Origin of the sequence: Arthrobacter sp. 179 (genome assembly GCF_052379645.1) — a bacterium.
GTDB lineage: Bacteria > Actinomycetota > Actinomycetes > Actinomycetales > Micrococcaceae > Arthrobacter_H.
In genome coordinates this window covers 38,447-64,624 of the sequence record NZ_JBQSYU010000020.1, presented here as the reverse complement: position 1 = coordinate 64,624, position 26,178 = coordinate 38,447, and the positions used below count along the sequence as shown (strand labels likewise).

The 26,178-nt window shown below is 67.9% G+C and carries 20 protein-coding genes; 10 read left to right on the top strand and 10 right to left on the bottom strand.

Features of this window, described 5'->3' with window-relative positions; translation table 11 throughout:
• Nucleotides 1–80: 80 nt before the first annotated feature.
• The 4 genes from ACT3UE_RS12220 to ACT3UE_RS12205 all read left to right on the top strand — a co-directional run bounded on the left by ACT3UE_RS12220 (nucleotide 81) and on the right by ACT3UE_RS12205 (nucleotide 4,855).
• Nucleotides 81–710, top strand: coding sequence for a hypothetical protein (locus ACT3UE_RS12220; protein WP_444555594.1), 630 nt, complete (start codon nucleotides 81–83; stop codon nucleotides 708–710).
• 93 nt (nucleotides 711–803) lie between these two features.
• Nucleotides 804–1,865, top strand: coding sequence for an aldo/keto reductase (locus ACT3UE_RS12215; protein WP_444566801.1), 1,062 nt, complete (start codon nucleotides 804–806; stop codon nucleotides 1,863–1,865).
• A gap of 324 nt (nucleotides 1,866–2,189) precedes the next feature.
• Nucleotides 2,190–3,590 carry an NAD-dependent succinate-semialdehyde dehydrogenase gene (locus ACT3UE_RS12210; protein WP_444553772.1) on the top strand — a complete coding sequence of 467 codons (1,401 nt, stop codon included), beginning with the start codon at nucleotides 2,190–2,192 and terminating at the stop codon, nucleotides 3,588–3,590.
• 56 nt (nucleotides 3,591–3,646) lie between these two features.
• Complete coding sequence (locus tag ACT3UE_RS12205; RefSeq protein ID WP_444553773.1) at nucleotides 3,647–4,855, top strand: AI-2E family transporter; 1,209 nt, start codon at nucleotides 3,647–3,649, stop codon at nucleotides 4,853–4,855.
• A 324-nt stretch (nucleotides 4,856–5,179) separates the two neighbouring features.
• Here ACT3UE_RS12205 and galK read toward each other — a convergent pair whose 3' ends face one another.
• Genes galK through ACT3UE_RS12170 form a run of 7 tightly spaced genes read right to left on the bottom strand, consistent with a single transcriptional unit; the run spans nucleotide 5,180 to nucleotide 16,095 of the window.
• Nucleotides 5,180–6,400, bottom strand: coding sequence for a galactokinase (galK, locus tag ACT3UE_RS12200; RefSeq protein WP_444553774.1), 1,221 nt, complete (start codon nucleotides 6,398–6,400; stop codon nucleotides 5,180–5,182).
• Complete coding sequence (gene galT, locus ACT3UE_RS12195; protein ID WP_444553916.1) at nucleotides 6,397–7,545, bottom strand: galactose-1-phosphate uridylyltransferase; 1,149 nt, start codon at nucleotides 7,543–7,545, stop codon at nucleotides 6,397–6,399. Before galT ends, galK begins: the two co-directional genes overlap by 4 nt.
• A gap of 5 nt (nucleotides 7,546–7,550) precedes the next feature.
• Nucleotides 7,551–9,668 (bottom strand): alpha-galactosidase, encoded by a 2,118-nt coding sequence (locus tag ACT3UE_RS12190; protein ID WP_444553775.1) that lies wholly within the window; start codon nucleotides 9,666–9,668, stop codon nucleotides 7,551–7,553.
• A complete protein-coding gene (locus ACT3UE_RS12185; protein ID WP_444566800.1) occupies nucleotides 9,665–12,805 on the bottom strand; it encodes a glycoside hydrolase family 2 TIM barrel-domain containing protein in 3,141 nt (1,046 codons plus the stop codon). Before ACT3UE_RS12185 ends, ACT3UE_RS12190 begins: the two co-directional genes overlap by 4 nt.
• 10 nt (nucleotides 12,806–12,815) lie before the next feature.
• Nucleotides 12,816–13,802 carry a carbohydrate ABC transporter permease gene (locus tag ACT3UE_RS12180; RefSeq protein WP_444566799.1) on the bottom strand — a complete coding sequence of 329 codons (987 nt, stop codon included), beginning with the start codon at nucleotides 13,800–13,802 and terminating at the stop codon, nucleotides 12,816–12,818.
• Nucleotides 13,799–14,710: a carbohydrate ABC transporter permease gene (locus tag ACT3UE_RS12175; RefSeq protein ID WP_444566798.1), complete on the bottom strand. Its 912-nt coding sequence runs from the start codon at nucleotides 14,708–14,710 to the stop codon at nucleotides 13,799–13,801. The genes ACT3UE_RS12180 and ACT3UE_RS12175 overlap by 4 nt, the downstream gene beginning before the upstream one ends.
• A 23-nt stretch (nucleotides 14,711–14,733) precedes the next feature.
• Nucleotides 14,734–16,095, bottom strand: a complete 1,362-nt coding sequence (locus tag ACT3UE_RS12170) for an ABC transporter substrate-binding protein (RefSeq protein ID WP_444553779.1) — start codon at nucleotides 16,093–16,095, stop codon at nucleotides 14,734–14,736.
• A gap of 305 nt (nucleotides 16,096–16,400) precedes the next feature.
• On the opposite strand from ACT3UE_RS12170, the gene ACT3UE_RS12165 reads away from it, so the two are divergent.
• From ACT3UE_RS12165 to ACT3UE_RS12150, 4 genes are all read left to right on the top strand, one after another.
• Entirely contained in the window at nucleotides 16,401–17,186 is a 786-nt protein-coding gene (locus ACT3UE_RS12165; RefSeq protein ID WP_444553780.1) for a DeoR/GlpR family DNA-binding transcription regulator, read from the top strand.
• Nucleotides 17,187–17,195: 9 nt separating this feature from the next.
• The gene (locus ACT3UE_RS12160; protein ID WP_444553781.1) at nucleotides 17,196–18,263 is read left to right on the top strand and encodes a CdaR family transcriptional regulator; all 1,068 of its coding nucleotides are present in this window, start codon (nucleotides 17,196–17,198) and stop codon (nucleotides 18,261–18,263) included.
• Between the two features lie 146 nt (nucleotides 18,264–18,409).
• Complete coding sequence (locus ACT3UE_RS12155; RefSeq protein ID WP_444561156.1) at nucleotides 18,410–19,570, top strand: glycerate kinase; 1,161 nt, start codon at nucleotides 18,410–18,412, stop codon at nucleotides 19,568–19,570.
• A 31-nt stretch (nucleotides 19,571–19,601) separates the two neighbouring features.
• A complete protein-coding gene (locus ACT3UE_RS12150) occupies nucleotides 19,602–19,982 on the top strand; it encodes an RNA-binding S4 domain-containing protein (protein WP_444553783.1) in 381 nt (126 codons plus the stop codon).
• On the opposite strand, the gene ACT3UE_RS12145 is transcribed toward ACT3UE_RS12150, so the two are convergent.
• Complete coding sequence (locus ACT3UE_RS12145) at nucleotides 19,979–20,488, bottom strand: ferritin (RefSeq protein WP_444566797.1); 510 nt, start codon at nucleotides 20,486–20,488, stop codon at nucleotides 19,979–19,981. The two genes, ACT3UE_RS12150 and ACT3UE_RS12145, sit on opposite strands and share 4 nt — an antisense overlap.
• Before the next feature lie 144 nt (nucleotides 20,489–20,632).
• Between ACT3UE_RS12145 and ACT3UE_RS12140 the strand changes: the two genes are divergently transcribed.
• Together ACT3UE_RS12140 and ACT3UE_RS12135 are read left to right on the top strand one after the other, a co-directional pair.
• On the top strand, nucleotides 20,633–22,330 hold the full coding sequence (locus tag ACT3UE_RS12140; RefSeq protein ID WP_444566796.1) for an ABC-F family ATP-binding cassette domain-containing protein: 1,698 nt from the start codon (nucleotides 20,633–20,635) through the stop codon (nucleotides 22,328–22,330).
• A 96-nt stretch (nucleotides 22,331–22,426) separates the two neighbouring features.
• Nucleotides 22,427–23,800: an NAD-dependent succinate-semialdehyde dehydrogenase gene (locus ACT3UE_RS12135; RefSeq protein ID WP_444553786.1), complete on the top strand. Its 1,374-nt coding sequence runs from the start codon at nucleotides 22,427–22,429 to the stop codon at nucleotides 23,798–23,800.
• Between the two features lie 59 nt (nucleotides 23,801–23,859).
• On the opposite strand, the gene ACT3UE_RS12130 is transcribed toward ACT3UE_RS12135, so the two are convergent.
• Nucleotides 23,860–24,183, bottom strand: a complete 324-nt coding sequence (locus ACT3UE_RS12130) for an acylphosphatase (RefSeq protein WP_444553787.1) — start codon at nucleotides 24,181–24,183, stop codon at nucleotides 23,860–23,862.
• A complete protein-coding gene (locus ACT3UE_RS12125) occupies nucleotides 24,180–26,168 on the bottom strand; it encodes a prolyl oligopeptidase family serine peptidase (protein WP_444566795.1) in 1,989 nt (662 codons plus the stop codon). The genes ACT3UE_RS12130 and ACT3UE_RS12125 overlap by 4 nt, the downstream gene beginning before the upstream one ends.
• Nucleotides 26,169–26,178: the final 10 nt, after the last annotated feature.

Below are 26,178 nucleotides of genomic sequence, written 5' to 3'. Positions count from 1 at the left end.
TACCTCCCCGTTGGCCCCGGGCAGGGCCGCTTAGACTGATGACGCAGCCTTCGCCCAGCCCGAGGAACGATCACCACGACATGGCCATGAGAAACCCCTATCTTTCCCTGGTCCGCAACCGGCTCATCGCCGCGTTGGTGGGCTCCGCAGTGGCACTGTTGTGGTTCGCGGCGTTCCGGGCTCCCGTCCTGGCCATCGCCGGGGACGTCACCGGGGCGGAAACGGCCGAAACAGGCACCCTGTCCATCATCCAGCTGATCCGCTTCGGCGCGGGAATACTCCTTTTCACCGTCGTTCCAATCCTCGCCTACCTCGGGTGGCTTCGACTCATGCGCCCCGATGCACGCAAGGTCGTCGGTCCCGGGGCACGGTTCGCGACCATTGCCGCTGCGGTGGTTTCAATCGCCTTCTTTGTCATCTGCTGGCTGCCAAGCACCTCACGTACCACTTCCGTCCTCGAGGCCTTCCGCGAAGCGGCTGCCACCGAGGCGCTACCCGAAGGAGTCTTCCTCGGAAACACGCTGGCCGGCGCGGCGGTGACGACCGTCTTGTTGGTGATCTTCGGTCTGATCTGCCTGTTCCTGGCGCCACCACCACGCCCTGCTGCCGACACCCCACACCCCGGCTTTCCCACCAACTGGTGGTCATGGGTTCCCCTGCCTGCCTTCATGGTCGGGGTCCTCGCGGGGGCGCTGCCCTTCGCCGGCTAAGGGACACCGCCTGGTATCGATCACTGAGGGGTAGTTCCCCGGGCACCGCGTAGCATGGGGCTGACCTTGTCTTCCCGTCCCCAGGAGCACCCCATGGCTGATGACGTCCACACCCCCCGCACCCCGGAAACCCACGATCCCTACGTCGCCGCCCTCGAGCGCTACGACGACCTCCAGTACCGCAGGGTCGGCAACTCCGGCCTGCTGCTGCCCCCGTTGAGCCTGGGCCTGTGGTGGAACTTCGGGGACAACAGGACCTTCGGCACCCAGCGGGAGATCCTGCGCCACGCCTTCGACCACGGGATCACCCATTTCGACCTGGCGAACAACTACGGCCCGCCCGCCGGTTCCGCCGAAGAGAACTTCGGACGCATGATGCGTACCGATTTCCGCCCCTACCGCAACGAGATGATCATCTCCTCGAAGGCCGGTTACGACATGTGGCCGGGCCCGTACGGGAACTGGGCCTCGGCCAAGTACCTCCGGGCCTCCGCCGATGAATCCCTGCAGCGTCTGGGCCTGGATTACGTCGACATCTTCTACTCGCACCGACCCGATCCGAACACGCCCATCGAGGAAACCATCGGCGCACTGGACCAGCTGGTCCGCCAGGGCAAGGCCCTCTACGTCGGCATCTCCTCCTACTCACCGGAGCGGACCGCCGCCGCGAAGGCCGCGGCCCGTGAACTCGGCACCCCGCTGGTCATCCACCAGCCCTCTTACTCGATGCTCAACCGCTGGGTCGAGGACGGGTTGCTGGACACCCTGGAGGAACTGGGCATGGGCTCGATCGCCTTCACCCCCTTGGCCCAGGGCCTGCTGACCGGGAAATACCTGGACGACAAGAACGCGGTCCCCGCCGGAGGCAGGTCCTCGCTGGCCGGACTCACCGAGGAGAACCTGTCCACGGTCCGCGAACTGGCCCGGCTGGCCGAGCAACGAGGCCAGACCCTGCCCCAGATGGCCATCGCCTGGCTGCTGCGCGAGGGCGGGGTGACCTCCGTGCTCATCGGGGCCTCCTCGACCCGGCAGCTTGACGAGAACCTTTCGGCCGTGGAAAACACCTCCTTCACCCCGGAGGAACTGGAACTGATCGATGGAATCACCAGCGGAGCCGACAGCGTGGACATCTGGCGCCGCTTCTCCCAGTCCTAGGCAGGTGCAGCCGGTGGACACCGCGCCCAGGAGCCGCTCCCCCAACGACCCCGCCTCGGCGGGCACCTCGCCGCAGCGGCACCGGCCGTCGCCGCCCTGAGCGGGGACCGGCTCCGGCGGCAGCGGCGGCAGCTTCTCCGGCTCCGGAAGCTCCTCCAGCGTCCAGCCCCGCACCCCCGCGGCCCCGGGCCCTTGCACTGAAGCAGGGCCGCCAAAATGTGCAGATGCAGTGACTCGATTCACAAAGCCGGGGATCCGGGACATGATGGATCCGTGCGGCCTCCGCCCAGGGCGCCGTGAGTTTCAACGAAGAGGAGACCGGCAGTGACCACCACCGCCCAGCAGTCCAACCCGTCCGGCTACCGCGTGCAGAACCCCGCCACCGGTGAGGTCGTCGAGACCTTCGAAACCGCAACCGACGCCCAGGTCCGCGAGGCCGTGGACGCCGCCCAGGCCGCCTACGATTCCTGGGGCGCCCTGCCCATCGCCGACCGGGCCGTCATCGTCAAGCGCGTCGCCGAACTGTTCACCGAACGGGCCGATGAGCTCGCCTCCACGATCACCCTGGAGATGGGCAAGCCGTTCTCGGAGTCCAAGGACGAGGCCGAGTTCTGCACCGACATCTTCAACTACTTCGCCACCGAAGGCCCCACCCTGGCCGCCGATCAGGAGATCAAGGCCATCGGCGGGGGCCGCGCCATGGTCCAGCGGTTGCCGGTCGGCCCGCTCCTGGGGATCATGCCGTGGAACTTCCCGTACTACCAGGTCGCCCGCTTCGTCGCGCCGAACCTGATGCTGGGCAACACGATCGTGCTCAAGCACGCCGAGACCTGCCCCCGCTCGGCCTTGGCCATCAAACAGATCATGGACGACGCCGGGGTCCCGGCGGGCGCCTACGTGAACCTGTTCGCCACGCATGACCAGATTGCCGATGTCATCGCCGACCCGCGCATCCAGGGGGTCTCGCTGACCGGTTCCGAGCGGGCCGGGGCGATCATCGGGCAGCTGGCCGGCAAGAACCTGAAGAAGGCAGTACTTGAACTCGGGGGTTCGGACCCCTACGTGGTGTTGGATTCCGCGGACGTGGCGGCCGCCGCCAAACTGGCCTGGGACACCCGGGTCGAAAACACCGGACAGGCCTGCAACTCCAATAAGCGCATGATCGTCATGGAGGACATCTACGACGATTTCGTGGCGGGTCTCACCGCGCAGGCCCACGGGCTGGTCCCCGGGGACCCGGCCGCCGAGGAGGCGGGCACGTTCGGCCCGCTGTCCTCCCGCGCCGCCGCCGAGGCGGTGCACGAGCAGGTGCAGGACGCCGTCGCCCAGGGCGCCACCCTGCATGCCGGCGGAACCCTCCATGACGGCCCGTCCTGCTACTACTCCCCCGCCGTGCTGACCGGCGTCACCGAGGACATGCGGGCCTACCGCGAGGAACTCTTCGGCCCCGTCGCGGTCGTCTACAAGGTCTCCTCCGACGAGGAGGCCATCCGCCTGGCCAACGACACCCAATACGGTCTGGGCGGCGCGGTCTTCAGCACCGACGAGGAGCGGGCCCGCAAGCTCGCCCAGCGGTTGCAGGTCGGCATGGCCAACGTCAACGGCATCGGCGAGGACGCTGATCTACCGTTCGGCGGGGTCAAGCGTTCGGGCTACGGCCGCGAACTGGGCCCGCTGGGAATGGATGAATTCGTGAACAAACGTCTGTTCTACATCGCCGATTAGCAGGTCAGCGCCCGGTTGCTCGCCTAGAGTGGTGGCATGAATCCAGAGGTCATCCGATGAGTCTTCGTTTATTCCGTCGCCGCTCCAGGCGCAGCAATGCCCCGGCGCTACCCGTCAGTCCCGGCGCACGCCACGCCCAGATCGATTCGCTGGGAGCCGCGGATCCCCGCGTGGCCCCCACGGACCGGGTGGCATTGCTGTGGTCCAACGCCTTGGGCCGCACCGCGACCCGGGCCGCCCAGGTCCTGCTGGTGCTTGTCCTGGCCGGTGTCGCCGTTGTCGGGCTGGCACAGGTCAGCGTCGTCGTGCTACCGCTACTGATCGCCCTGATCCTCACCAGTGCCCTCTGGCCGCTGGTGCTGCTGATGCGGCGCCATGTCTCCGCGATGTTGGCCGCCTGGACGGTCTTTCTGGGCTCCTTCGTGATCCTGGGGGGCGTCGGGACGGCGATCGTCTTCGCTGTCCGCGCCGAATGGTCGGGCCTGGTCGACCAGGCCGTCCAGGGGTTCGGACAACTCCAGGACATGGTCAAGGACCTGCCCATCCAGATCGGCCAGAAGCAGATCGATGAAGGTGTCCACGTCGTCACCGATTTCCTGACCAGCAAGCAGTTCGGCGCCGGCGCCCTGTCGGGCCTGTCTGCGGCCGGGAGCTTCTTCACCGGCCTGTTGCTGCTGCTGGTCATCCTGTTCTTCTTCCTGAAGGACGGCGACAAGATCTGGGCCTTCTTCCTGTCCTGGATCCCGCGCAGCCACGACGCCCAATGGCGTGCCAGCGGCTACCGGACCATCCACACCCTGGGTGGCTACATCCGCGGGACCGCCACCGTAGCCTTCGTCGATGCCGCAGGTATCGGCATCGCCTTGTGGATCCTGCAGGTCCCCCTGGCCCTGCCCCTGGCCGCCATCGTCTTCATCACCGCCTTCATCCCGCTGGTCGGGGCCACCTTCGCCGGGATCCTGGCGACCCTCGTGGCCCTGGTCGCGAACGGTCCCGTCGTGGCCCTGATCGTTTTGGGCGTGGTGATCCTGGTCAACCAGCTCGAGAGCAACTTCCTGCAACCGGTCGTCATGGGCCAGGCCCTGCACCTGCACGCACTGGTCATCCTGCTGGCCCTGACCGTGGGCACCGTGCTCAGCGGTGTCGTCGGCGCCGTGCTCTCCGTCCCGCTGACCGCCGTCGGCTGGGCGATCGTGAAGATCTGGACCGGACGCGACCCCGAGGCCGTCAACGAATACGAGCCCGCGGCCGTGGAGGAGGAGTAGCGCCCCGGCGGCCCCGCACCGATCCCGGGGCAATGCCCACCCGGCGTACAGCCAACTCAAAGCTTCGGCCCCTAGAGTCATAAGTACCTCATCAGGTGCGAGTGATGAAACACAAGGCCCCAGTCCTGCCCGGACTGGGGCCTTCATCATGTCCGCCCCAGCCCCCCTGGGCTGCGGCCATGACCGGAACCGAGGGGTTCGCAGCCAACCCCCACCCACACACAGCGGGCAGCTAGGTTCGGCCCCTAGTGTTTTAAACACCTCATCAGGTGCGAGTGATGAATCCGGCCCCGGCTTTCTCCCCCCCGAAAGCCGGGGCCTTCCTCATGCCTGGGTGGTCCGCCTCCGGGCCCCGGCCCCGGGCTGGACGGCGAAGATATCCGGGGGCCGGTATCCCTCGGCGGCGAAGCGTTCCCGAACGGCGGTCCCCACGGCCTCCGCCGCGGCGACGTCGACCAGGGCGATCGCCGACCCCCCGAAGCCTCCCCCGGTCATCCGGGCCCCGAACGCCCCGGCCTGCTGTGCCGCCTCCACGGCGGCATCGAGTTCGACGCAGGAGATGCCGAAGTCATCGCGCATCGAGGCATGGCTGGCATCCAGGAACGGGCCGATGGTGCGCGGGCCCCCGGTCTCCAACGCCGCCACCGTGTCCAGGACCCGCTGGTTCTCGGTCACGATATGGCGCACCCGGGCGAAGGTCGCGGCGTCCAGGACCTCCGCGGCCTCGACAAGCCGCTCGAGACCCACATCACGCAGTGCCGGGACCCCCAGCCCGGCGGCACCGCGGGCGCAGGCTGCCACGAGGTCCTTGTACCCGCCGGATTCATGCGCGTGGACGACCTTGGTATCGATCACCAGAAGCACCAGGGATTCGGCGGCCAGATCCAGCGGCACCTGCCGGGAGAGACGGCTACGGCAGTCCAGGAACAACGCATGGCCCGCGGTGCCCAGCAGGGACGCGGACTGGTCCAGGATCCCGGTGGGGGCCCCGACGAAGTCGTTTTCCGCCTGTTGGCAGACCAGCACCAGTTCCTCCCGGTCGATGCCGGCGTCCAGGAGCTCATCCAGGGCCAGGGCCACCGCGCATTCGATGGCCGCCGAGGAGGACAAACCGGCGCCCGAGGGGACGTCGGAGTCCAGCAGGACATCCACCCCCGGCACGTGGTGCCCGCGCTGTTGGAGGGCCCAGATGACCCCTGCCAGGTATCTGGCCCAGGGGACGACGTCGGCGGGCTCGAGCCGGTCCAGGTCCACCTCGGCGATTTCCCCGGCGAGGGCCGTCTGGCCGGTTCCCGCAGGATCCGCCCCCTGCAGCGAGGCCACCCGCAACCGGGCCGGCCCCGAGGGCCGTAGGGCCACCGCGACCCGGGCACTGTTCCGCAAGGCGAAGGGCAGAACGAACCCTTCGTTGTAGTCGGTGTGTTCGCCCATCAGGTTCACCCGGCCCGGTGCCGCCCAGATGCCATCGGGCCGGCCACCGAAGAGGGTGGCGAAGCCGGCCGAGAGCTGCTCCAGGGATGCGGCGTCCTTCTCCCCGGGCTTCATGCGCTGGCTCCGGTCGGCGTTGCGAGGGCGGCCCGTAGGCGTGCGGCGGTGGTTTCGGGGGTGACGTCGGCGATGAAGGCCCCCATCGCGGCTTCCGATCCTGCCAGGTATTTGAGTTTTTCCTCGGCCCGCCGCGGGGAAGTCAATTGCAGGTGCAGGCGCAGTTCCCCGGCCGCGGGGTGCCGGACGGGGGCCTGGAACCAGGCGGCGATATACGGGGTCGGAGTCGCATAGAGGGCGTCGACGCCGCGGAGCAGGCGCAGGTAGACATCGGCCAGGTCGGAGCGTTCCCGGGCCGTGAGCCCCGCCAGATCGGCGACGTGCCGGTTCGGGACCACATGGACCTCCACGGGCATCCGGGCGGCGAAGGGAACGAACACGGTGAAGTATTCGGTCCTCTCCACGATCCGGGTTCCTGCGGCCACCTCGAAGTCCAGGACGTCCTGCATGAGGTTGCGTCCGGTTTCCTCGCGGTGGCGTTGGGCCTGGTCCAGTTGGGTCAGGGTGCGCGGGGTGACGTAGGGGTAGGAGTAGATCTGCCCATGCGGGTGGTGCAGGGTCACCCCGATCTGCGCCCCCCGGTTCTCGAAGGCGAAGACCTGCTCGACGCCGGGCAGGGCGGAGAGCTCCGCGGTGCGCTGGGCCCAGGCGTCCACGACGGTCCGGGCCCGTGGGACATCCAGGTCGGCGAAGGAATCCCCGTGGTCGGCGCCGAAGGCAATGACCTCGCAGCGGCCCTCGGCCGGGTAGGTCTCCCCCATCGCCTCGGAGCGCTGCTGCTCCTGTTGCCCCGGCCCGAAGGAGGGGAAGCGGTTCTCGAACACGACGACGTCGTACTGTGCGGCGGCGACTTCGGTGGACCGCTCGGGCCCCGAGGGACACAGCGGGCATTCGTCGGCCGGTGGCAGATGCGTCCTGCCCTGCCGGTGGGCGGCAAAGGACACCCATTCACCGGTCAATGGGTCACGGCGTAGCCGGGCGGGGCTGGGCCGCTCCGGCAGTTCCCGCAGGTCCGCCGGGGGGACGAAGTCCTCATGCTGGCCGGGGTGGTCGAAGAAATACAGCAGTTCACGGCCATCGGCCATCCGGGCCCGGACGGGCTGGCGGAGGGCATCGGCTCCTGCGGTTTCGGTGGGGCTGTTCATGGTACTCACAAAGCCTCCAGTGCTTCGGCATGGAGCAGGATGGCCCGCTCGGGGTTCAGTGCGGGCAGGGCCAATCCCACGGTGGACAGATAACTGCCCGTGGCGGTGAAGCCGTCTTCCAGCCACGCGGGCGGTTCCCGGTGGATGAAGGTTCCCGGTTCGCGACCGGGCACGATGGCCCTGACCCGGTAGGTCTTCTCCTCCTGCAGGCCCGGCAGGGCGATGACTCCCGGGCCGGCGCCTTCGGAGGAACGCAGCAGCGCGAAGGCATACAGTGCTTCGCCGCCGTCGGCGGCGACGGTTCCGTAGAGGCTGAATGCCGCGTCCCCCAGGTCGGCCCGGACCTGGATACCGGAATGCAGCAGTCCGCGGTGCTTCTTATACAACCCGACCAGCTGGTGCAGGGTCGCCCGGTCGGCCCCGCGGGCTTCGCGGATATCCCATTCGAGCCCGAAGTGGCCGAAGAGGGCGGTGATCCCGCGGAAGGCCAACGCGTGGGTGCGCCCCGAGGTATGGGACGTGGCCGGGCCGATATGCTGTCCGACCAGTTCGGGGGCCAGCACGCGTTGGGTCAGTTCCTGGATGTGTTGGCGTTCCAGGGCGTCGTTGGAGTCCGAGGCCCAGACCCGGTCGGCGTGTTCGAGCACCCCGAGGTCCACCCGGGCCCCGCCGGAGGAACAGGATTCGATTTCCAATCCGGGATGGGCGGCCTTCAGCTGGTCCATCAGGGCGTAGGCGGCCAGCGTCTGCCCGTGCTGCGAAGGCCGGCCGGCCGAGGCCAGATCGGTCAGATCCCGGTTCTGGTCCCATTTCAGGAACGAGATCGGTGCCCCGGCCTGCGCGGCATCCGTCAACACCGCATCCAGGGCGGTGAAGAGGTGGGTGTAGGCCTCGGGCACGGTCAGGTCCACGACGTGCTGGTTCCGCCAGGTCGGGGCCAACCGGTCTCCCCGGGCCCGGCACAGCCAGTCGGGGTGGTCGGTGGCCAGTGCCGAATCGGGGTTGGCCATTTCGGGTTCGACCCAGAGACCGAATTCCATGCCCAACTCGTTGACCCGGCTGATCAACGGGACCAGCCCCTCCGGCCAGACCTGCCCGGAGACCTGCCAGTCCCCCAGTCCCGAGGTGTCGTCACGGCGGGAGCCGAACCATCCGTCGTCGAGCACGAATCGTTCCACCCCGGCCTCGGCTGCCGCATGGGCCAACGAGACGAGCTCGTCGAGGTCATGCCGGAAATAGACGGCTTCCCAGGTGTTGAGCACCACGGGCCGGGCCCGGCGCGGATGGCCCGGGCGGGAGCGCAGGTAGGTATGGAAACGGGAGGCGACCCCGTCCAGTCCTGCCGGCGAATAGGCGAAGTAGACCCACGGACCGGTATGGCTCTGCCCGGTCTCCAGGACGATCTCCCCGGTCCCCGGCAGTTCCCCGGCCCCCAGGGCGCGGGACGGGTCGGCGGTGCGTTCGGCGAAGACCGTGCTGTTTCCGCTCCAGCCCAGGTGGGCCGCCCAGAGTTCGCCGCGGCGGTGGGCGAAGCCGGGGGTTCCGGCGGCCAGGAGCAACGGGGCGTCGTGCCCGGTCCGACCCCGTCGTCCGGTCCGGGCATGGGTTCCGGTGACGAAGGGCAGGCGTTGTTCGGATCGTTCGCGGGACCAGCGTCCTGCGGTATCCAGTAGTTCGGTGGCCTGCTGTCCGACGGGGAGCATCGTGTTCAGCGCCCTGACCTCATAGCCCGCATCGCCCGTATTGGTCAGGGCGTGGCGCAGCCGCAGTAGTCCGCCGGGCAGCAATTCCACGGTGGTTTCCAGTTCCAGTCCGGCCTCGGCATCGGTGGCGGTGAGGACGAGCTGGCTGTCCCCGCGGCGCACCTCGGGATCGGTGAAGCGCACGGAGGTGTCCCGTCCGCCGCGTCCGCCCTCGAGCAACGGGGTGCCCGCCCAGCCGGCACTGGCCTGCGGCCACAACGGCATGCTCAGCGGGTGGTCGTAGTTCGAATGCAGCACCGGGCCGGTCGATTCCCGTCCGGGCAGGGCCCCCGGGTCGGCGCCGAAGTGCACGACGGCGGGATCGCCGGCGGTCTGCAGGAGCAAGGCGACCCCGTCCCCGCTGAGACGGTGCAGGCTCATGGGGTCCCACCGCGTTCCGGGAGCACGGCCAGTTCCAGGAGCAGCTCGGCACGACGGGCCGTGAAGGCCTCCGCGTCGGCGACGTCGATGCCGCAGGAGCGGCTGCCCAGCCCGTGCTGGCCGGCGTCGATCCCCAGATGCCAGTGGGTGGATTCGGGCAGTTCGGTGGGATGGCTGGCCCCGGCCAGTTCCTGCTGGCTCCAGGGGCTGAGCGTGAATCCGGTATCGGCCGGGCCCTCCAGGATGGTCAGCCGAAGGGTCCTGCCGTCCACCAGGTCCAGGTCCAGGGACCGCAGGTCGCCGCGGCGGCCGTTGGCCTGCGGGCGCGGGTAGCCGGTGCGCAGTTGCCCCACCGGCAACCGGTGGGTGCCGAAGCGTTGGGCCGAGCGGGAGTCGGCGTAGCTCTCGCCCGGTCCGGCCCCGGTGAATCGGGCGGTGCAGTCGTCGGTGAGCGCCGCGGCCGGCAGGGTGAATCCGAGGCCGAGCTGGGCCAGCGGGAATCCGTAGTCCTGCAGGGCCTGCATCTTCGCCCGGAGGCGCAGGGTCGTTCCGGTGGCGCTGAAGTGCAGATCGACGTCGAAGCCCTCGGGCCGGGCCGGGGCGCCATAGCGGTAGACGCTGGACAGTTCCCGGGCCGTGGCCCGCATGGACAGGGTCCGGCGTTGCAGCCGGTGCAATCCGGCGGTCCGCCAGTGTTCCGCCACGGCGATGACGGGGCCCGGGGCCAGCCCGGCGTAGGCCTCCCAGTCGAAGTCCTCCGGGGCCTGGGCGTTGTTCCCTGCCGTATCGGGTCCGCCGGGGCGCATGCCGCGGCTGGGTTCGATGGTGCCTTCGTCGTTGTCGATGGGGGCCCTGTAGGCCAGTAGTTCGGGCCCGGCCAGTTCCAGGTCGGCGAGGGAGGCCAGCATTCCGGCCTCGTCGAAGGAGGCCAGTTCCCAGGGTTGCCCGGCATCCTGCGCGTGCTGCCCGGCCTGCCCGGGGGCTTCGGCAAGGGCCGGCGTTCCGGCGAGGCGTCCCTGCCCCCAGGCGACCTCGTGGCCGGCCGGCGCCCACCAGGTCGGGTCGGCCAGCTGCACGGAGACACCCAGCAGCGCGCCGGGATGCCGGCCCGCCACCACGGGGACGGGCACGGTGGCCGTGGACCGGGGCGCCGTAGGCGCCACGTCCAGGACCCCTTCGGCCAACGGTGTGCCGGACCCGTCGGGGGCCGGGTCGGCGGCGTCGAGCCGCCAACGGAAGAGGTAGTCGGAGGTGTCCGCGAAGTCCTGCCGGTTCTCGATCCGCAGCTCCTCCCCGACGGTGATCCTGACGGGTTCGATGACCTTGGCATATTCGGTCAGTCCGGGGCTCGGGGTGCCATCGGCGAAGACGAGTCCGTCCAGGACGAAGTTGGAATCGTGGATCGGTTCCGCGAAGTCCCCGCCATAGGCGTGGACCGGCTGGCCATCGGGGGTGGAGGCGAGGATGCCGTGGTCCTTGTACTCCCAGACGAAGCCGCCCGCGGCCCGGGGGTAGGCGTCGAAGAGGGCCTCGTAGTCGCTCATCCCCCCGGGTCCGTTGCCCATGGCGTGCACGTACTCGCACAGGATGTAGGGCTGGGTCCCGATGCGCCCGGAGCCTTCGGCACTGACCGAGGGGACGGGGTTCCCGGCCAGCAGCGACTCCGATTCGGTCGGGGTGGCATACATGCGGGAGTAGACGTCGGTGTAGCGGGCCTCGTGGTCGCCCTCGTAGTGGATGGGGCGCGTGGGGTCGTGGCGGCGCAGCCAGTCGGCCATGGCGGCCAGGTTGGCCCCGGTGCCCGATTCGTTGCCCAGCGAGAACATCACCACACAGGCGTGGTTCGCGTCGCGGCGCCAGGTGCGTTCGATCCTATCCAGGTAGGCCGGCAGCCAGATCGGGTCGTCGGAGGGGTTGGATTCCCAGCCGGTGGCGACGAAGCCGTGGGTCTCCAGATCGCATTCGTCGATGAGCCAGAACCCGAGCTCGTCGGCGAGGTCCAGCAGGTGGTGGTTGGGCGGGTAGTGGCTGGTGCGGATGGCGTTGATGTTGTGCCGCTTCATCGTTTCCAGCTCGCTGCGGGTGAATTCGGTGGTGATCGCCCGGCCGGTGACCGGATGGAATTCGTGCCGGTTCACCCCGCGGAAGCGGATGGGTGCGCCATTGACGCGCAGCACCCCTTCGGCGATGTCGACCCGCCGGAATCCCAGCCGCAGCGTGACGGTTTCCCCCGGGGAGGCCAGGGTGGCGGTGTAGAGCCGCGGGGTCTCGGCGGTCCAGCCGTGGACCCGGCCGACGGGGACGTCGAGCATGGCCGTGGACGTCCCATCGGTGGGGGCCTCGATCGTCTGCTCGATCCCCAGTTCCGGCAGTGAGAACCGCAGCGGGAAGGACCCCGCCGGGGCCGTCGCTTCCAGTGCCAGATGCCCGGCACCGGCGTCGTAATCGGCGACGACGTGGACATCACGGATCCCCGCGGCGGGTTCACCGATCAGGGTGACGTCGCGGAAGATGCCCGGCAACCACCACTGGTCCTGGTCCTCGAGATAGCTGGCGGCGGAGAAGGCGTGCACCCGCACGACCAGCCGGTTGGTCCCGGTTCCGTGGTGCACCGAGGAGGTGACATCGAATTCGTGGGTGAGCCGGCTGCCGGAGGCATGGCCGAGTTCGGTGCCGTTGAGCCAGGCCTTGAACGTCGATTCGACCCCTTCGAACCGCAGGATCACCCGGCCCAGGGAATCCAGGACCCCGGAATCGAAGCCCAGTTCCTCGAGCGTGAACTCGCGCAGGTAGTCGCCGGTGCCGTTCTCGTCGGGGACATGGGGCGGGTCCAGCGGGAACGGGTAGTCCACGTTGGTGTACCAGGGGCTGCCGAAGCGGTTGATCTGCCCGGTCACCAGCGGCCCGTTGGCCGCATCCAACACCCAGTGCCCGGGAACGGCCACCGCGTCGGGGAACAAGGCCTCCTGCGCGGCGGGATCCTGGTGGGCGGCGGCCACCGAGGGCGAATACCTGAACCCCCAGTCCCCGTTCAGGCTGGCTTCGGGCCGGTCCGAGCAGAGATGGGCCCGCGCCGGCAACAGGCCGGCTCCGGGTGAGGGGTCGAGGTGGTACGGCAATGCCTGCTGGTCGGTCACGGGGTTCCTCCTACTTGCTGCTGCCGAGGGTCAGCCCGGCGACGAAGTGCTTCTGCAGGATCATGAACAAGATCACTGTCGGCAGGGCGATCATGACCGCACCGGCGGCCACGAGGTTGTTGTCGGTGAAGAACGCTCCCTTGAGGTTGTTCAACGCACTGGTCACCGGCATGGCGTCGCCATCGCGGAGCAGGACCAGTGCCCAGAAGAAGTCGTTGTAGATCCAGGCGAACTCGAGGGTGGCCAGGGCCGCCAGTGCCGGGCGGGTCAGCGGCAGGACGATCTGGTAGAACTGCCGCCAGACCCCTGCCCCGTCGACCTGGGCGGCTTCTCCGAGTTCGTCGGGCAGTGCCTTCATGAAGTTGCTGAGCACGAAGACGCAGAAACCCATTTGGAAGGCCACATTGATCAGCACGACCCCGAACTGGGTGTTGTAGATGTCCAGGGACAGGAACATCCGGTACAGCGGGGTGATGATGACCTGCTGGGGCAACAGGTTCGCGGCGGTGAAGAACATCAGCATGAACAGGTTCAACTTGAAGCTGAAGCGGGCCAGGACGAAGGCGGCCATCGAGGACATGAACAACACGATGATGACCGCCGGGACGGCGATGTAGAGCGAGTTCAGGAAATAGTGCGGCAGGTCGGCCTGCGTCCAGGCGGTGACGTAGTTGTTGAAGTTCAGCGTGTCCGGCAGGGACACGTAGCCCTTCTCCGCCGTCTCCGAATAGGGACGCAGGGAGGTGTAGACGGCCCAGGCCAGCGGGGCCAGCCACAGGACCGCCCAGACGATGAGGCCCACATGGAGGATGACCCGTCCGGGGCGCAACGGGGCCTTGTTCTTCCGCCCTGGTGCGGCGGAGGGGGCCGAGGTGCTGCTCCTGCGCCCGGTTCCATGGCGGCCCCGGGGCGGCTCTTCCTGCGTCACCACGGTGGCGGAGGATGTGCCGGTGCGGTCCGGATGGGATTCGTCGGGGGTCGTGGTGGCGGCACTCATCGGGCCCCCTCCTTCTTGAAGGTCTGAACCAGGTACGTGATGATGAACACCAGCGAGATGACCAGCAGGACGACGGCGATCGCCGAACCGAAGCCGATCCGGCTGGCCTCGCCGATGATGTTGTTGGTGATCAGCACCGAGAGCAGTTCCAGCCCGTTGGTTCCCTTGTTGATGATGTAGACGATGTCGAAGGCTCGCAGCCCTTCGATGACCGTCACCACCAGGACGATCACGTTGATGGGCTTCAGGGTCGGGAAGACGACCTGGAAGAAGGCCTGTCGCTGGTTGGCTCCATCGATCGCCGCCGCCTCCTTGATCGAGACGTCGACCCCCTTCAGTCCGGCCAGGTAGAGGATCATGATGTAGCCGACATGGCGCCAGCTGGCCGCCACGAGCACGGCCCAGAGGTTGATGTCCGAGTTGCCCAGCCAGTTCACGTTGGCACCGGTGAGCTGGTTGATCAGCCCCTGGTCCTGCGAGTAGAGCAGGGTCCAGATGAAGCCGACCAGGGCCAGGGAGAGCACCACCGGAAGGTAGAAGATGCTCTGGTAGACGCGGGTTCCCTTGATGTTCTTGTCCAGCAGCACGGCCAGGAACAATCCCAGTGGGGTGGCCACCAGGGCCAGGACCAGCAACCAGATCACGTTATGCCACATGGCCGGCCAGAAAGGCGGGTAGATGGTGGCCAGTTGCTGGTAGTTCTGGAACCCGACGGGTTCCATGGCCGTCACCCCGTTCCACCGGGTGAAGGAGAGGAACACCGAGCCCAGCGCCGGCCCCCAGATGAAGGCCAGCACCACCAGCGCCGGGGCACCGAGCATCAGGGTCAGTACCACCCGGTCGGTGCTGCTGTAGCGGCGGACCTTGCGGGGTGGGGCCGCAGGCGCGCTCTGTGTCGTCGTAGTCATGGTGTTCCTCTCCTGCAGCGGCATCAGGCGGTGAAGATGGCCTTCTTCTGCGCCTCGATGTCCTTCAGGATGTTGTTGATGTCCTTCGGGTCCTTGATGAAGGCCTGCAGCGAGGGGATCATCACCGTGGAGGCGAAGTCAGGGCGGGTGTCGCGGTCCAGGAACTGTGCGGTGTGCTTGGCTTCCCCGACCAGTTCCACCGCCTTCTTCTGCAGGGCCGTGTAGTTGGAGGTGTCCACGTTCGTCGCCGGGCCCACGATCGACTTATCGGCTTCGGTGTTGATCTGCTCCGCTTCGGCACTGCCCAGGAACTCGAGGAGGTCCTTGGCGGTTCCACCGTTTTCGGTCTTCGCGCTCATCATGAACCCGTCGGTGGGGGCGTCGATGGAGTCCGTGCCGTGTTCGTCGTTGATCTTGGGGAACTTGAAGAAATCCAGATCCTCCAGGGCCTCGCCGCCCTCCGCTCCCTGGAACTGCTGTGAGATCGACATGCCGAAGACCGCCATGCCGGTCTTTTTCTGCAGCAGCCCCTGGGCCATTTCCTGCCAGTCACGGCCCAGGCCACCCTTCTGGTGGTAGGGCATCTGCTTGGCCCACGTGTCGAAGACGTCCTTGACCTCATCCGATTCCCACGATTCTTCGCCGGCCAGGAGGCTGGTGTGGAAGTCGTAGCCGTTGATGCGCATGTTCAGGATGTCGAAGGTGCCCATGGCCGGCCACCCGTCCTTGTCGCCGAGGCCGATGGGGGTCAGCCCGTCCTTCTGCATCTCCTTGCTCAGGCTGATGTACTCGTCCAGCGTGGTGGGGATGTCGTAGCCCTTGTCCGCGAACACCGACTTGCGGTAGAACACGGCCCAGGGGTAGTAGGAGACCGGAACGAAATACTGCTTGCCGTCGGTTGCGGTCGCGGAGGCCTTGAAGGCCTCGCTGAAATCGTCACCGATGTTGTCCCAGACGGAGCTGACGTCCCCGGCCAGACCCTGGTCGGCGAAGAAGCGCATGCGGTAGCCGGCGAACCAGCTGAACACGTCATCGGGTTCACCTTGCAGGTAGGAGTTGATCTGCTCCTGATAGGTGTTGTGGTCCACCGTGTTGATGCTGACCTTGGAACCGGAGTCCTTCTTGAAGGTGTCGATCATCTTCTTATAGGCGGCCTTCGGCACGGCATCGGACTGGTTGGAGCCGAAGGAGATGGCCCCGGTGCCCTCCTTGACGTCCGAGCCTCCTCCGCCTCCTCCGCAGGCGGTCAACGCGGCCATGGCCGACAGGCCCACGGCCCCGCCGAGCACCGAGCGGCGGCCCACCGGGACGCTGAGACCAGCTCCGAGCGAAGACGGGCTGGGTGCGAACGAATATCCGCTCTTCCGGGGGTTGGACTGTGCCACGGTGACTCCTTGGGTTGTGCCGCAGACCCGTTTCAGGTGCCAGGCGACGGAGAATTCTTGAAAAACACTCAAAGTCGATCAGAAAGCAACGTAATCAGACTTATCGCTACTATGGCACGCGTCACTTTGGAGCGCAAGGGGTCGATGTCAACCAATTGTCGAGGGTGCTTTTGGCGGGATTTATCGGTATTTTTTGGAAAAAGAACCACTCGCACATTTCCGAACCTCGACTATGCTGATCTGACCGGGCCATCCCGCCCTCCGTCCGTCCGCTCCCCGCAATCCCCGAAAAAGGTGTCCCGAACATGGCAGAAATGCTCCCGCAGCAACGTCGTCGGCACATCCTGGACGAGTTGAACAAATACGGACAGGTGCGCGTCACCGAGCTCTCCCACGAACTGGGCATCTCGGAGATGACCGTCCGGCGGGATCTGAACGCGCTGGCAGCGGCCGGGGAACTGGTCAAGGTCCACGGCGGGGCCACCCGTGAACAATCGGCCACCAGCATCGAGCCCGGCTTCACCCGCAAACTCGGGCTCGCGGCCCCCGAGAAGGAGGCCCTGGCGCTGCGGGCGGCCGAACTGATCGAACCCGGCATGTCCGTGGCACTGAATTCCGGGACCACCACCTATGCCCTGGCCGGTCACTGCACGGGTATTGCCGACCTGACGGTGGTGACGAACTCCCCCCGCATCGCCGAGGTCTTCTACAGTGCCGACAACCCTTCCCAGTCGGTCATCCTCATCGGTGGCATCCGGACCCCCTCCGACGCCCTGGTGGGCCCGTTGGCCACGGCCGCCCTGGCCCAGCTGCATGTGGACATCTGCTTCATGGGGATCCATGGCATGACCGCCGAAGACGGTTTCACCACCCCGAACATGCTCGAAGCCCAAGCCAACCAGGCGTTCATGTCCGCGGCGGCGGAACTCGTCGTCGTCGCGGACCACAGCAAATGGGGCATCACCGGGTTGTGCCAGATCGCCGAACTCGGCACGGCGGATGTCCTGATCACCGGGGACAACCTCTCCCCCGAGGCGGTCGACATCCTCGGGCAATCCATCGAAACGCTCCTGCTGGCACCCACCGCCTAAACTGGCGGCATGCCCCAGCCCCTCAGCCCGGAACTGGCCCAGCGCGTCATCGACCAGGTCGCCCCGACGCTGGAGTTCAACATCAACATCATGGATCCCGCCGGACGGATCATTGCGTCCACCGACCCCGCACGGATCGGCTCGACCCACGCCGTCGCGCGGGCCGTGGCCGCCGGCGAACCGGGGATCGTGCACGACGGCGCGTCGCCCGCCGAACGCCCGGGGGCGAACCTGCCGCTGCGGTTGGACGGGAAGATCGTGGGCGTACTGGGCCTCACCGGACCTCCGGAGCGGGTCTCGCCCGTGGCTCAGGTGCTGGTTCTGACCACGGCCCTGCTGCTCGAACGCGAACGTGAACTCGATGACTCCGCCCGCCGCGAAGCAGCCGACCGCGAACTGCTGTCCGGGATGGTGGCCGGCGATATCGACGGTGCGGCCATCACCGGGGCGCTGGCCTCCGGGCTTCCCGGGCTGGCGGCCCCGTGGAGCCTCTCCGCCGTCCTGGACCGCCAGGAGAGCGGCACTGTGGAACCCGACCCCGGGGCAGTCCCTCCTCCCGGCGCCCAGCGGCGGGCCCGTTTCGGCGGGGCACAGTGGATCCTGACCGGGGCCCGGTCCACCCGCCCGGAAGACCGGGCCACGGCAGTCCCCCCGGCGGGGACCCTGATGATCGACGGCGGCCCCTGCGCCGATGGCGCCGAACTGGCCGGGGTGGCCCAGGCCCTGGGGGCGTTGGTCGCCGCCGCCGATCTGCTGCCGGAACCACCGGCGTCGGGGATCCTCAGGCTCGATGAATTGGCTCCCGAACTCAGCGTCTCCTGCCTGCCGGCGGCGACCCGCGCCTCGATGGCCCGCCGGGTGGACTCCCTGGGCGCGGGGCACCGAGGCACGGTGGTGGCCTTCCTGCGCTGTGGTGCCTCGGTCGCGGCCGCGTCCCGTGAGCTGTACCTGCACCGGAACACGACCGTGCAACGCCTGGAGCGCATCACCGAGCTGACGGGGCTCGACCCGCGGAGCCCGGCCCAGGCGGCTTCGCTGCAGCTGGCGATCATCGCCGCCCGCCGCCGGACCCGGTAGCCACGCAGGCGGCCGCACCTCCCGGGGGCCTTCCCCGACACATCCGGAAAAACAGTGCATGTTGCACATGTTCTGGTGGACCAATGCACCAAAGACCGGACAACTCATCCATATTTCTTCGTTCGGCAGTGTCCTAGAGTGGAGCCATGAGCCCCCAATCACCTCCCGTCATCGTCGTCGCCCCCGATTCGTTCAAGGGCAGTGCCTCCGCCGCCCAGGCTGCCGCCGCCCTCGCCCGCGGGGCCCGCGCCGTCGCCGGACCGGCGGCCACCATCCTCGAACTGCCCATGGCCGACGGCGGCGAAGGCACCCTGGATGCGCTGCTGGCGACCTGGGGGACGGAACCGTTGACCATGGAAACCACCGACGCCCTCCGCCGCCCCGCCACGGCACGGTACGGGCTCTCCGCGGATGGGACCACGGGCATCATCGAGGCGGCCGAAGCCAACGGGTTGCCCCAGGTCGCCGATCTCGACCTGCGCCCGCTGGAGGCCGATACCTACGGGGTCGGGCTGATCGCCGCCCGCCTGCTGGACGCAGGGGTCTCGGAGATCCTGCTGTGCATCGGCGGCTCCGCAACCACCGACGGGGGTACCGGGATGCTCAGCTCCCTGGGGGCCCGGTTCCTGGATCCCGGGGGCGAACCCGTCGCCCCGGGGGGCGGCTCGCTCTCGGCCATCTCCCGGGTGGACGTATCGGGGCTGCACCCCCGGGCCGCCTCCATATCCTGGCGGATCGCCGTGGACGTGGACAACCCGTTGTGCGGGCCACGGGGTGCCGCCGCGGTCTTCGGCCCGCAGAAGGGGGCCGGCCCCGAGGACGTCGCGGTGTTGGATGCCGGTCTGGCCCATCTGGCCACGGTGCTCGACGCCGAGGAGGTGTCCCGGCACCCCGGGTTCGGGGCCGCCGGCGGACTGCCCCTGGCCCTGGTGTCCCTGCTGGGGGCCGAAACGGTTCCGGGGGCCGAACTCGTCTCCACCGCCGTCGGACTACGCACTGCCCTGGCCGGCGCCGACGTCGTGCTCACCGGGGAGGGACGGCTGGATAGCCAGTCCCTGGGCGGCAAGGTCGTCGACGCCGTCCGCCGCACCGCGGACCAGCACAGCCGGATCGTGGTCATCGCCGGTGCCGTGCAGCTCGATGCCGCCTCCTGCCGGGAGGCCGGGCTGACCGCGGCGTTCTCCATTGCCTCGGGAGCGGCGACGCTGGCCGAGCTGCAGGCCGATGCCGAGCGCCTCATCGAGGACGCCGCGGCCCAGGCCTGCGCGGCCCTCGGCCTCGGAGCGCCGGGGGCTTCGACCCGGTAGCTCCCGCCGCGGGCGGCTAGGCTCGGGGATCATGAAGATTCTGGACAAGGCAGTGCGCATCGATGCGTGGCTCTGGGGGATCCGCGCCTTCAAAACCCGCTCCGCGGCGACGGCGGCCTGCCGGGCGGGTCACGTCAAACTCAACGACCGCCCGGCCAAGGCCGCGGCGGTCGTGGTTCCCGGAGACATGATCCGGGTCCGGGAATCCGGGTTCGAGAAGATCCTCGAGGTGCGCGCCCTGATCTCCAAACGCGTCGGGGCTCCGGCGGCGGCCAGCTGCTACACCGACCACACCCCGGAACGTCCGAAGGCGCCGTCGTTGATGATTCCGGTCCGCGACCGCGGAACGGGGCGCCCCACCAAGAAGGACCGGCGCGAACTCGAACGGCTGCGCCGCGAACTGGAAGGCTAGGCCGCCTCGTCCGCGCCCGGACGCTCCGCGAGCTCCGCGTCCAGACGCAGCAACCCGTTCCCGTCCTCACCGATCAGGCGGACCCGGCCGATGATCTCCCCGACGGTCGCCTCCTCTTCGAGCTGTTCCTCGACGAACCAGTTCAGCAGCGGCAGGGCGTCGATGTCCCCCTCCTGCTGCGCCAGACGGTAGAGGCTGCGGATGGCTTCCGACACCTTGACCTCATGGGCCAGCGAGGCCTCGAAGGCCTCCAGGACGGTACCGGCCTTCACACCGGGTGCCTTGATGCCACCGATGGAGGGGCTCGCGTCGCGGTCGGTCATATGGGCGATGAACTTCTCCGCGTGGACGACTTCTTCCTGGGCCTGGGCCCGGAACCATCCGGCGATGCCCGGCAGGTCATGGACGTCCATTTCGATGGCCAGCTGGCGGTAGACCACGGAGGCCTCGAGTTCGAGGGTGACTTGGTCGTTGAATGCTTCCTTCAGTGCTCCAGTAAGTTTCATGTGGATTAATCTACGGTGATTCCACCGGGCTGTCATCGCAGTCTGGCCTAACTGACCCGGGCATGGATCCATTAGCGAACACGGGCGTTGTCCCCCACGGGACGGGGTTGGGAAGCCATGCCTGCCCGGCCCTAGACTGGCCGGATGGGTCATATTGATGTTGCCGGAATCGACTATTTCCTCTCCGACGGCACGCAGCTGCTGAACGAGGTCTCCTTCAAGGTCGGCAACGGCAGCAAAACCGCCCTCATCGGACCCAACGGCGCCGGGAAGACGACGCTGTTCAAGATCATTGCCGGTGACCTCACCGCCGACGGCGGGACCGTCGGCCTGTCCGGCTCGATGGGCATCATGCGCCAGTTCGTCGGGCAGGTCCGTGACGAGTCCACGGTGCGCGACCTGCTGGTTTCCGCCGCACCCCCGGCCCTGGCGAAGGCCGCGGCCGAGATGGCAGCCGCCGAGGAGGCCATGCTCGAAGACCATGCAGACCCCGCAGCCGAGGAGAAGACGCAGATGCGTTACGCCCAGGCGATCGTGGACTGGGGTGACGTGGGCGGATACGACATCGAGACCGTCTGGGACGTGGTCTGCATGGAGGCCCTCGGTCTGCCCTTCGAGGCCGCCGCCCACCGTCCGGCGACCACGCTCTCCGGTGGCGAGCAGAAACGGCTGGTACTGGAGGCGCTTTTCGCCGGCAACGACGAGGTCCTGCTGCTCGACGAACCGGATAACTACCTTGACGTCCCGGGTAAGCGTTGGTTGGAAGGCAAGCTGCGCAGCTCCGACAAGGCAGTGCTGTTCATCAGCCACGACCGCGAACTACTCAATCAGGCCGCCGAACGCATCATCACCCTTGAACCCGGTGTCAACGGTGCCTCCGCCTGGATCCATGGCGGGTCCTTCGGGAACTACGGCGAAGCACGTGCGGACCGCAACGCCCGCTTCGAGGAACTGCGCAAACGCTGGGACGAGGAGCACACCAAGCTCAAGGAGCTGGTGAACATGTACAAGAACAAGGCGGCCTTCCGTTCCGATATGGCCACCCGGTACAGCGCGGCACAGACCCGGTTGGCGAAGTTCCTGGAGATCGGCCCTCCCGAGGCGCTGCCGATGGAACAGAACGTCAAGATGCGGCTGAAAGGCGGCCGCACCGCCAAACGGGCCGTGGTGGCCACGAGACTGGAGCTCACCGGGCTGATGAAGCCCTTCTCCACCGAGGTCTGGTTCGGGGACCGGGTGGGGGTGCTCGGTTCCAATGGTTCCGGCAAATCGCACTTCCTGCGGCTGCTCGCCGCCGGCGGCACCGACCCCGAACGCGAACATCTCCCCGTCTCGGATATCGCCCTGACCGAGGTTCCCCACGAGGGCAAGGTCAAGCTCGGCGCCCGCATCCGTCCGGGCTACTTCGCCCAGACGCATATCCGGCCGGATCTGGGTCATCGTTCCCTGCTGGACATCCTGCACCGCGGCGACGAGCACCGCTCCGGCATGGGGCGCGAGGCGGCTTCGGGGGCCCTTGATGGTTACGGATTGGCTGCACAGGCCGAACAGGCCTTTGATTCACTCTCCGGAGGGCAGCAGGCCCGTTTCCAGATCCTGTTGCTGCAACTTTCGGGAGCGACCCTGCTCCTCCTCGACGAACCCACCGACAACCTGGACCTGCACTCCGGCGAAGCCCTGGAACGGGCGGTCAATGCTTTTGAAGGAACCGTTCTGGCGGTCACCCACGACCGCTGGTTCGCCAAGTCCTTCGACAGGTTCCTGGTCTTCGGGTCCGACGGGAGGGTCTACGAGTCCGAGGAACCCGTCTGGGATGAGGCCCGGGTCCAACGGACCCGCTGAGCGGGAATACCCGTCCCGTCCGGGACGCTGTGCCCGGCAGGTGACCGTTGAAGGACAACGGCCACGATTGATCGTCCCCCACCGAAGGAGACCACGTTGAGCATGTACGCCGTCACCAACCCAGCCACCGGAGAAGTCGAGAAGGAATACGAGACCTTCACCGACGCGGCCCTGCAGGAAGCCCTCGCCGGCGCCCATGCCTCCTTCGCCACCTGGCGGAACACCTCGGTGGACGACAGGGCCGCCCTGCTCGGACGCGTCGCCGACCTGTACGAGGAACGCCGGGACGAACTGGCAGCGATCATCACCCGTGAGATGGGCAAGCCCGTCATGCAGGCCAAGGGCGAAATCGGCATCGTCGCCTCCATCTACCGGTACTACGCCGCCAACGGCCCCGGCTTCCTCGCCGACGAGGAACTCGACGTCGCCGCCGGCGGATCCGCCGTGGTGCGCAAGGAGGGTCTGGGCGTGTTGCTGGGCATCATGCCCTGGAACTTCCCGTACTACCAGGTTGCCCGGTTCGCCGCCCCGAACCTGATGAACGGCAACACCATCCTGCTCAAGCACGCCCCGCAGTGCCCCGAATCGGCTGTGGCCATGGAGCAGATCTTCCGCGATGCCGGAGCCCCCGAGGGGGCCTATGTGAACATCTTCGCCACCAACGAACAGATCGCCGAGCTCATCGCCGATCCGCGGATCCAGGGCGTATCGCTCACCGGTTCCGAGCGCGCCGGTTCCGCGGTGGCCGAAGTCGCCGGCCGGAACCTGAAGAAGGTCGTTCTGGAACTGGGCGGTTCCGACCCGTTCATCCTGCTCGATACCGAAAACCTGGAGAAGACGGTCAAACGCGCCGTCAACGCCCGCATGGGCAATGGCGGCCAGGCCTGCAACGCGGCCAAACGCTTCATCGTCATGGCGGACCTCTACGACGACTTCGTCGAGAAGTTCACCGCGGCCGCCGGCGCCATCACGCCGTCGGATCCCACCGAGGACCAGACGGCAGTGGGCCCGCTGTCCTCGCAGTCGGCCGCGGACAATCTGCAGAAGCAGGTCGATTCGGCCATTGCCGAGGGGGCCAAGGTACTGGTCGGTGGTTCCAAGGTGGCCGAGGATTCAGCCTTCTTCCAGCCCACCGTGCTGACCGGGGTCACCGATGAGATGGAGGTGTTCCATCAGGAACTGTTCGGCCCGGTCGCCATGATCTTCAAGGTCTCCAGCGAGGAGGATGCCGTGGCCCTGGCCAACGACACCCCCTTCGGACTCGGTTCGTCCATCTTCACCGAGGATCCCCAGCGGGCCCAGCGGGTGGCGCATCAGATCGACGCCGGAATGGTCTTCATCAACGAGCCCGGCGGGACCGCCGCCGAGTTGCCCTTCGGCGGGGTCAAGCGCTCCGGCGTCGGCCGGGAACTGGGCAAATACGGGATGGAGGAGTTCGTGAACCGCAAACTCATCCGCACCCGCAAGTAGACACCCCGTCAGGCCGTTTCCTTCCCACGGGAAGGAAACGGCCTGTATGCCGTGGTGGCTCAGCCGACCTCGAAGCCTCCGCGGCCGGCACGCACCTCGATCTGCCGGACGTCGAGGCGTTCAACCCGGCCCGGGGCATCGGGCGAACGCAGCCAGTCGGCCAGGGCGGCCACCGCCGCCGCGGGACCCTGCGCAGTAACGCACACGCTGCCGTCGGGGAGGTTCTGCGCGCTTCCTTCCACCCCGAGGGCTTCGGCGCGCTGCCGGGTCCGGTACCGGAATCCAACCCCCTGCACCATGCCGTAGGCCATCGCCTCGACGGCCGTGACCGCGTCGCCGGCGTCCGGGCCGCTGCTGCCGCGGGTCCCCGGCCCGCCGTTCATGCCGCCCCTGTCGATCCGCCGGTCAGTTCGATGGGTGCCACCCCGGCGTCGAAACCGAAGACGTGGGCGTAGAACGCCAAGGAGAGTTCCTGGGCGCGTACGATGTTCGCTGCCTGCCGGAACCCGTGCTGTTCCCCGGCAAAAAGCACGTAGGCATGTTCGATCCCCTTGGCCGCCAGCGCGTCGGCGAACTTCTGCGACTGGTTCGGCGGGACGACCTTGTCCTCGTCGCCCTGGAGCAACAGGACCGGGCAGTCCAGGTCGTCGACGTGGTTGATGGGGGCCCGTTCGACATACAGTGCGCGGGCCTGTGGCCACGGGCCCACCAACGACTCCATGTAGTGGGCTTCGAAATCGTGGGTATCGGCGACGAGCGCCTCGAGATCGGCCACCCCATACCGCGAGATCCCGGCGCTGAAGGCCGTGGTGTTGGTCAGGCAGGCCAGGGTGGTCCACCCGCCGGCCGAACCGCCTTCGATGGCCAGCCGGTCGGGATCGGCCAGCCCGGCATCCACGAGGCCGCGCATCACCGCGACGGTGTCCTGGACGTCGGCGACGCCCCACTGTCCGGCCAACCGTTCCCGGTAGGCCCGACCGAATCCGCTGGATCCCGCATAGTTCACGTCCACCACGCCCAGCCCACGGCTGGTGTAGTAGGCGATCTCCAACGACAGGCCGATGTGCGCCTGTCCGGTCGGGCCGCCATGCACCATGGCGATGAAGGGGGGTTTCTCGTCCGTACCGCCCAGGTATCCGGCAAGCGCCGGTTCGTAGACGTTCGCGTGCACCACCGTCCCGGTTTCATCGGTGAACTCCATCGCCCGTCCGGTCGGCAGCACCCCGGGGTCGGGGAGTTCCGCCAGCGACCGGCGGATGGTCCTCATCTGGCAGGAAGCCAGATCGAGCACCCGGATGCCGTTGCCTTCGGTCGAGTTCTGCGACACGGTGAGGACCTGTGGGCCGGTGCCCTCGTCGTGGATCTCGATGGGCAGGGCATGGGTCAGCACGGCCTCGAGGTCCTCCAGGGTCCCTGTCCGTGGATCGAGCACGCCCAGCCGCATCCCGTGGGTGCCATGGGCGGCCAGGATCCTCCCGTCCTCGAGCACCGAATACCAGGTGCTGCCGATCTGCCACAGGGGTTCGGCGAATTCCTCCTCGCGTGGGCACAGCGCCCGGGCCGTCCCGGCGTCGACGTCTTGCCTGTAGAGGTTCCACCAGCCCGAGCGGTCCGAAATGAAGGCCAGGGCCCCGGCGTCGAGCCATTCGGGTTGCAGTACGGATTCAGCCACCGAACCGGCCAGCTCAGTCACCGAGGACACGATCCCTGCGTCGTCGAGTTCCCCGACATGCAGGACGGTCCCGTCCCAGGGCATCTGCGGGTGTTCCCAGCTGATCCAGGCGATCCGCCGGGCATCGGGGCTGAGCCGGGGATAGGCGACGAACCGGGACGGCGGCGTCACCCGGCGCAGCCGCGACGCATCCTGGGCGGCACTGCCGTCCAGCGGGATGGCGACGATGTAGCGTTCCGGGGCGGGCCCGCTGAGATCCTCGCAGACGGCGAGCATCTCGCCGGCATCCGCGGAGGGGACGAACTCGGCGAAGCGCAGTTGCGGGTCCGTCTGACCGCCGGGCCGGGAATCGGGGGTCAGGGCACTGATGCCCGCGGGTCCTCGCAAATGGACCCTCTGATCAGCGAAGTTCGTGAAGACGAAGCGGCCGGTTTGGGCGGAGTCGGCCAGCGGGGCCCAGGCCGCGCCCCCGTATTCGTGGACCCGGCTGCGGACATTGTAGGGCGCTGGAAGCAACTCCACCTGCGGGTCCCCGTCGGCCATGATGGTGTTGCGTCCGCCTTCTTCCGGGCGACCTTCAACCCACCAGACCACGTCGGCCACGAACCGGGGGAAGCCCACCGGCCTACGGGTGGCGATCAGTGATGCCGCGGTGAGTGGTGAGGGCCAGGAGCCGTATGATGCACGAATACTCATGACATACGAG

Bases quoted from the DNA above. Each gene is read 5' to 3' on its own strand.
- ACT3UE_RS12175 (WP_444566798.1), bottom strand. From the start codon at position 14,710: ATGACTACGACGACACAGAGCGCGCCTGCGGCCCCACCCCGCAAGGTC.
- ACT3UE_RS12180 (WP_444566799.1), bottom strand. From the start codon at position 13,802: ATGAGTGCCGCCACCACGACCCCCGACGAATCCCATCCGGACCGCACC.
- ACT3UE_RS12130 (WP_444553787.1), bottom strand. From the start codon at position 24,183: ATGAACGGCGGGCCGGGGACCCGCGGCAGCAGCGGCCCGGACGCCGGC.
- ACT3UE_RS12160 (WP_444553781.1), top strand. From the start codon at position 17,196: ATGCCCCAGCCCCTCAGCCCGGAACTGGCCCAGCGCGTCATCGACCAG.
- ACT3UE_RS12220 (WP_444555594.1), top strand. From the start codon at position 81: ATGGCCATGAGAAACCCCTATCTTTCCCTGGTCCGCAACCGGCTCATC.
- ACT3UE_RS12150 (WP_444553783.1), top strand. From the start codon at position 19,602: ATGAAGATTCTGGACAAGGCAGTGCGCATCGATGCGTGGCTCTGGGGG.
- ACT3UE_RS12125 (WP_444566795.1), bottom strand. From the start codon at position 26,168: ATGAGTATTCGTGCATCATACGGCTCCTGGCCCTCACCACTCACCGCG.
- ACT3UE_RS12190 (WP_444553775.1), bottom strand. From the start codon at position 9,668: ATGAGCCTGCACCGTCTCAGCGGGGACGGGGTCGCCTTGCTCCTGCAG.
- ACT3UE_RS12165 (WP_444553780.1), top strand. From the start codon at position 16,401: ATGGCAGAAATGCTCCCGCAGCAACGTCGTCGGCACATCCTGGACGAG.
- ACT3UE_RS12155 (WP_444561156.1), top strand. From the start codon at position 18,410: ATGAGCCCCCAATCACCTCCCGTCATCGTCGTCGCCCCCGATTCGTTC.
- galK (WP_444553774.1), bottom strand. From the start codon at position 6,400: ATGAAGCCCGGGGAGAAGGACGCCGCATCCCTGGAGCAGCTCTCGGCC.
- galT (WP_444553916.1), bottom strand. From the start codon at position 7,545: ATGAACAGCCCCACCGAAACCGCAGGAGCCGATGCCCTCCGCCAGCCC.
- ACT3UE_RS12205 (WP_444553773.1), top strand. From the start codon at position 3,647: ATGAGTCTTCGTTTATTCCGTCGCCGCTCCAGGCGCAGCAATGCCCCG.
- ACT3UE_RS12140 (WP_444566796.1), top strand. From the start codon at position 20,633: ATGGGTCATATTGATGTTGCCGGAATCGACTATTTCCTCTCCGACGGC.
- ACT3UE_RS12145 (WP_444566797.1), bottom strand. From the start codon at position 20,488: ATGAAACTTACTGGAGCACTGAAGGAAGCATTCAACGACCAAGTCACC.
- ACT3UE_RS12215 (WP_444566801.1), top strand. From the start codon at position 804: ATGGCTGATGACGTCCACACCCCCCGCACCCCGGAAACCCACGATCCC.